This is a genomic window from Streptomyces sp. RG80 (genome assembly GCF_040446465.1).
Classification (GTDB): domain Bacteria; phylum Actinomycetota; class Actinomycetes; order Streptomycetales; family Streptomycetaceae; genus Streptomyces.
Genome location: NZ_JBEAAJ010000034.1, coordinates 1 through 3592, shown reverse-complemented (window position 1 = coordinate 3592; position 3592 = coordinate 1). Strand labels below are relative to the sequence as shown.

Genomic DNA, 3592 nt, shown 5'->3' with positions numbered 1-3592 from the left:
GGAACGGACGCTTCCTTTGTACTCACCCTCTCGGGCTTTCCTCCGGGCTTTTCCCTTCGGTCTTGCGTTTCCGACTCTATCAGACCGTTTCCGGTTCCGATTTCCTCGGTGCTTTCCAGGTTCCCGCTTTCGCGTTTCCCTTTCCGGCGGCTCCGACTTTATCAGAAGTTTCAGGCCGGACTGACCGGCCGCTCGTTTCCGATTCATCGGGAGGGGCTTCTTCGAAATCGATTTCGCGTTTCGAGAAGCAGACAGACACTCACTGTCGCCGACCGGATCAGATCCAGTTCCAGGCAACTGTTCGAATCTACCTCCCCGCTCTCGCCGTGTCAACGGCTCTTGCGGGGTGAGGAGGACACTAGCAGCTCAGCAGCCCCGTACGCACATCAGGCGGCCATCGGGACGGCGGCGCTGCGTTCGGCCGCGTCCACATCACCCGTGTGTCCGGCGCGAGCGGCGCGCCCGCCCAGGACATAGACGTAGGCAAGGAAGGCCACTTCGGCGATGACTCCGATGCTGATGCGCGCCCAGGTGGGCAGGCCGGAGGGGGTGACGAAGCCTTCGATGGCGCCGGAGACGAAGACGATCAGGGCGAGGCCGATCGCCATGCCGATGGCCGCTCGACCTTCCTCCGCGAGGGCTGCTCGTCGCGTGCGTGGGCCCGGGTCGATGACGGTCCAGCCGAGGCGCATGCCTGTGCCCGCGGCGACGAACACCGCGGTGAGCTCCAGCAGGCCGTGAGGCAGGACGAGACCGAGGAACGTGTCGAGGCGGCCGGCTGAGGACATCAGGCCGAAGCCGACGCCGAGGTTGAGCATGTTCTGGAAGAGGATCCAGAGGACCGGGAGGCCGAGGAAGACACCGAGGATGAGGCATTGTGCGGCGGCCCACGCGTTGTTCGTCCAGACCTGGGCGGCGAAGGAGGCCGCGGGGTGGCTCGAGTAGTACGACTCGTACTGTCCGCCGGGGCGGGTGAGCTCGCGCAGTTCGCTCGGGGCCGCGATGGTGGCCTGTATCTCCGGGTGGGTGCCAATCCACCAGCCCAGGAGGGCTGCCACCGCTGTGGAGATCAGCGCGGTGGGAACCCACCAGTGACGGGCTCTGTAGACCGCCGCGGGGAAGCCGTGCGCCAGGAAGTGGGTGACGTCGCGCCAGGAGGCGCGGCGGGTGCCTGTCACGGCGCTACGCGCGCGTGCCACGAGTTGGCTGAGTCGGCCGGTGAGCTGCGGGTCGGGGGCGCTGGACTGGATCAGCGAGAGGTGGGTGGCCGTACGTTGGTAGAGAGCGACGAGTTCGTCGGCTTCGGCGCCGGTGAGCCTTCGCTGGCGTCGGAGCAGGGCGTCCAGGCGGTCCCACTCCGCTCGGTGAGCGGAGACGAAGACGTCGAGGTCCATCGGTTCGGCTGCTCCTCGGCTGTTCGTCGGCGACTCGTCGTGGGGGTCAGCTTGTCGTACTGCGGCGCGATGCGCCCTCAGCTTGGCAGACTGACCGTTCTCAGGGTGGGTCAGGGGAAGGGCGGCGGGCGTGAGTGAGCTGGTGACGGGCGAGGCGGTGGCGCTGGAACTGCGTCCGGCGCGGCTGCCGAGCAGGGCGCTGGCCGTGCTGCTCGATCTGTTGGTGGGCGTGATCGTCTATGTGCTGGTGACCATCGCCTTGGTGGCTTCCACCGCTTCCCTGGACGAGGCGGCCCAGTTCGCGGTGTCTCTCGCGGCGTTCGTGCTGGTCATGGTGGGCGGTCCCATCGCGGTCGAGACGCTCAGCCATGGTCGCTCGCTCGGGAAGATGGCCTGTGGGCTGCGGGTGGTGCGGGACGACGGTGGGCCGATCCGGTTCCGGCATGCTCTGGTGCGGGGTGGGATCGGTGTCATCGAGATCCTGCTGACATTCGGGGTCGTCGCCTGTATCGCGTCCCTGGTGTCGGCGCGGGGACGGCGGCTGGGGGACGTGTTCGCCGGAACTCTGGTCGTGCGGGAAAGGGTGCCGGTGTCGCACACGGGATTCCTGCCTCCGCCGCCGCCCTGGTTGGCCGGGCGTTTCTCAGGGTTGGATCTGTCGGCCGTTCCGGACGGTCTGTGGCTCGCCATCCGGCAGTACCTCGCGCGTATGCAGCAGCTCGATCCGCAGGTCGGCCGGTCGATGGCCGAGCGGCTCGCCGCCGACCTCGCGGCGCGTACGGGGACGCCGGCGCCGCCGGGGGTTCCGTCGGCGGCGTATCTGGCGGCGGTGGTGCAGGAACGGCAGGCCCGGGAGGTCCGCCGCGCCTTCAGCGGGGCGCCTGCCGGGGTTGAGCCTGCGGCCGGTGCGGCGGGGGTGTACGCGACGCCGCTTGCTCAGCAGGTTCCGTCGGCCGCGGTTCCGCCGGTGGCGGTTCCGACCGCTCAGCCTTCTGCCTATGACTCCGCTGCGGCGACTCAGCCTCCCTCCCCCGCCGCCGAGCCACCCGTTGTGGCGCCCGTTGCGCCGCCCGAGACGTCATCGTCCGAGCGTTCTGGCACCGGATTCGCCCCACCTGCCTAGGCCGTGTCGGCCTCGTCGCCTCAGCTCCGTTCACGTGAACGCGGACGGCGGTGATTCGAGGTCCTCCAACTCGATGCCGGGGGCCGAGAGGACGACGTCCCCGGCGATGTGCACGGTGTGCTGCTCGCCCGTGTCCAGGGCTGTGACCTGGTATTCGTCCACGGTCAGGGGGCCGTTGTCAGTGGCGTGTGCTTCGCTTTTCATCAGCGCCCAGGACTGGTCCACGGTGCGCGGGGCGAGGACCGGGTCCGTGAACGCGACGAGTCGTACGCGGGTGGCTGAGGTGGAAGGGGTGAGGCGTAGGAGACGGGTGGTGGCGATGAGGAATGCGGGGGATGTGCCGGTGAAGGCGTGGGCGCGGACGTTGCCTTCCGTGGCGTGAACCCCGGTGGGGTCCGTGCGGACCCAGGTGACCCCGTCGAGGGCGGCGCCGCGTACCTGCCAGCCCGCGGCGTGGAGTTCGAGGCGGATGGGGCGGCCGAGTTCGTCGAGGGCCAGGTCGACCGAGCCGGAGTGGTCGCCCGCGGGGGTGGTCAGCTGGGCGACATAGCGCCAGCCGGAGGGACCGGGGGCGCAGTGGAAGTGCTCTTCTGCGAGGGGGGTGTGATCGTGCGGATCGTGGAGCGAATAACGGCCGCGGGGCATGGGCGTCCTGGGTCTTGACGGGCTGGTCCGGGCGTGACGGCGCGGACTGGTCGGGCCACAGCGGCCAAAGGGGCAGGCCCCCGGCACGGGGGTGCGGGGGCCTGCCTCGGAGGACCTGCTGGTGATGAGCGCGTCAGCGCACCGGCGCGCTCATCACAGGCTGGAGTCGGTGCTCAGCGGTGGCTGAGCCCGGTGCTCAGTAGCGGTAGTGGTCCGGCTTGTACGGGCCCTCGACCTCGACACCGATGTACGAGGCCTGCTCGGGGCGGAGCGTCGTGAGCTTCACGCCGAGCGCGTCCAGGTGCAGTCGGGCGACCTTCTCGTCGAGGTGCTTGGGCAGCGTGTAGACGCCGATCGGGTACTCGGCCTGCTTGGTGAACAGCTCGATCTGGGCCAGCGTCTGGTCCGCGAAGGAGTTGGACATCACGAA

At 69.2% G+C, this 3592-nt stretch carries 4 protein-coding genes; 1 reads left to right on the top strand and 3 read right to left on the bottom strand.

Going from position 1 to position 3592, the window contains the following annotated elements:
* Positions 1–386: 386 nt before the first annotated feature.
* A complete protein-coding gene (locus ABKA17_RS47865) occupies positions 387–1394 on the bottom strand; it encodes a stage II sporulation protein M (RefSeq protein ID WP_353698787.1) in 1008 nt (335 codons plus the stop codon).
* A gap of 130 nt (positions 1395–1524) precedes the next feature.
* Between ABKA17_RS47865 and ABKA17_RS47860 the strand changes: the two genes are divergently transcribed.
* Positions 1525–2517: an RDD family protein gene (locus tag ABKA17_RS47860; protein ID WP_353698786.1), complete on the top strand. Its 993-nt coding sequence runs from the start codon at positions 1525–1527 to the stop codon at positions 2515–2517.
* 30 nt (positions 2518–2547) lie between these two features.
* On the opposite strand, the gene ABKA17_RS47855 is transcribed toward ABKA17_RS47860, so the two are convergent.
* Together ABKA17_RS47855 and ABKA17_RS47850 are read right to left on the bottom strand one after the other, a co-directional pair.
* A complete protein-coding gene (locus ABKA17_RS47855; protein WP_353698785.1) occupies positions 2548–3162 on the bottom strand; it encodes a hypothetical protein in 615 nt (204 codons plus the stop codon).
* A gap of 196 nt (positions 3163–3358) precedes the next feature.
* Positions 3359–3592 (bottom strand): adenosylhomocysteinase (locus tag ABKA17_RS47850; protein WP_353698784.1); only part of this gene is annotated, 234 nt, incomplete at its 5' end.

Excerpts from the sequence above, each read along its gene's own strand:
- ABKA17_RS47865 (WP_353698787.1), bottom strand. The coding sequence starts at position 1,394 with ATGGACCTCGACGTCTTCGTCTCCGCTCACCGAGCGGAGTGGGACCGC.
- ABKA17_RS47855 (WP_353698785.1), bottom strand. The coding sequence starts at position 3,162 with ATGCCCCGCGGCCGTTATTCGCTCCACGATCCGCACGATCACACCCCC.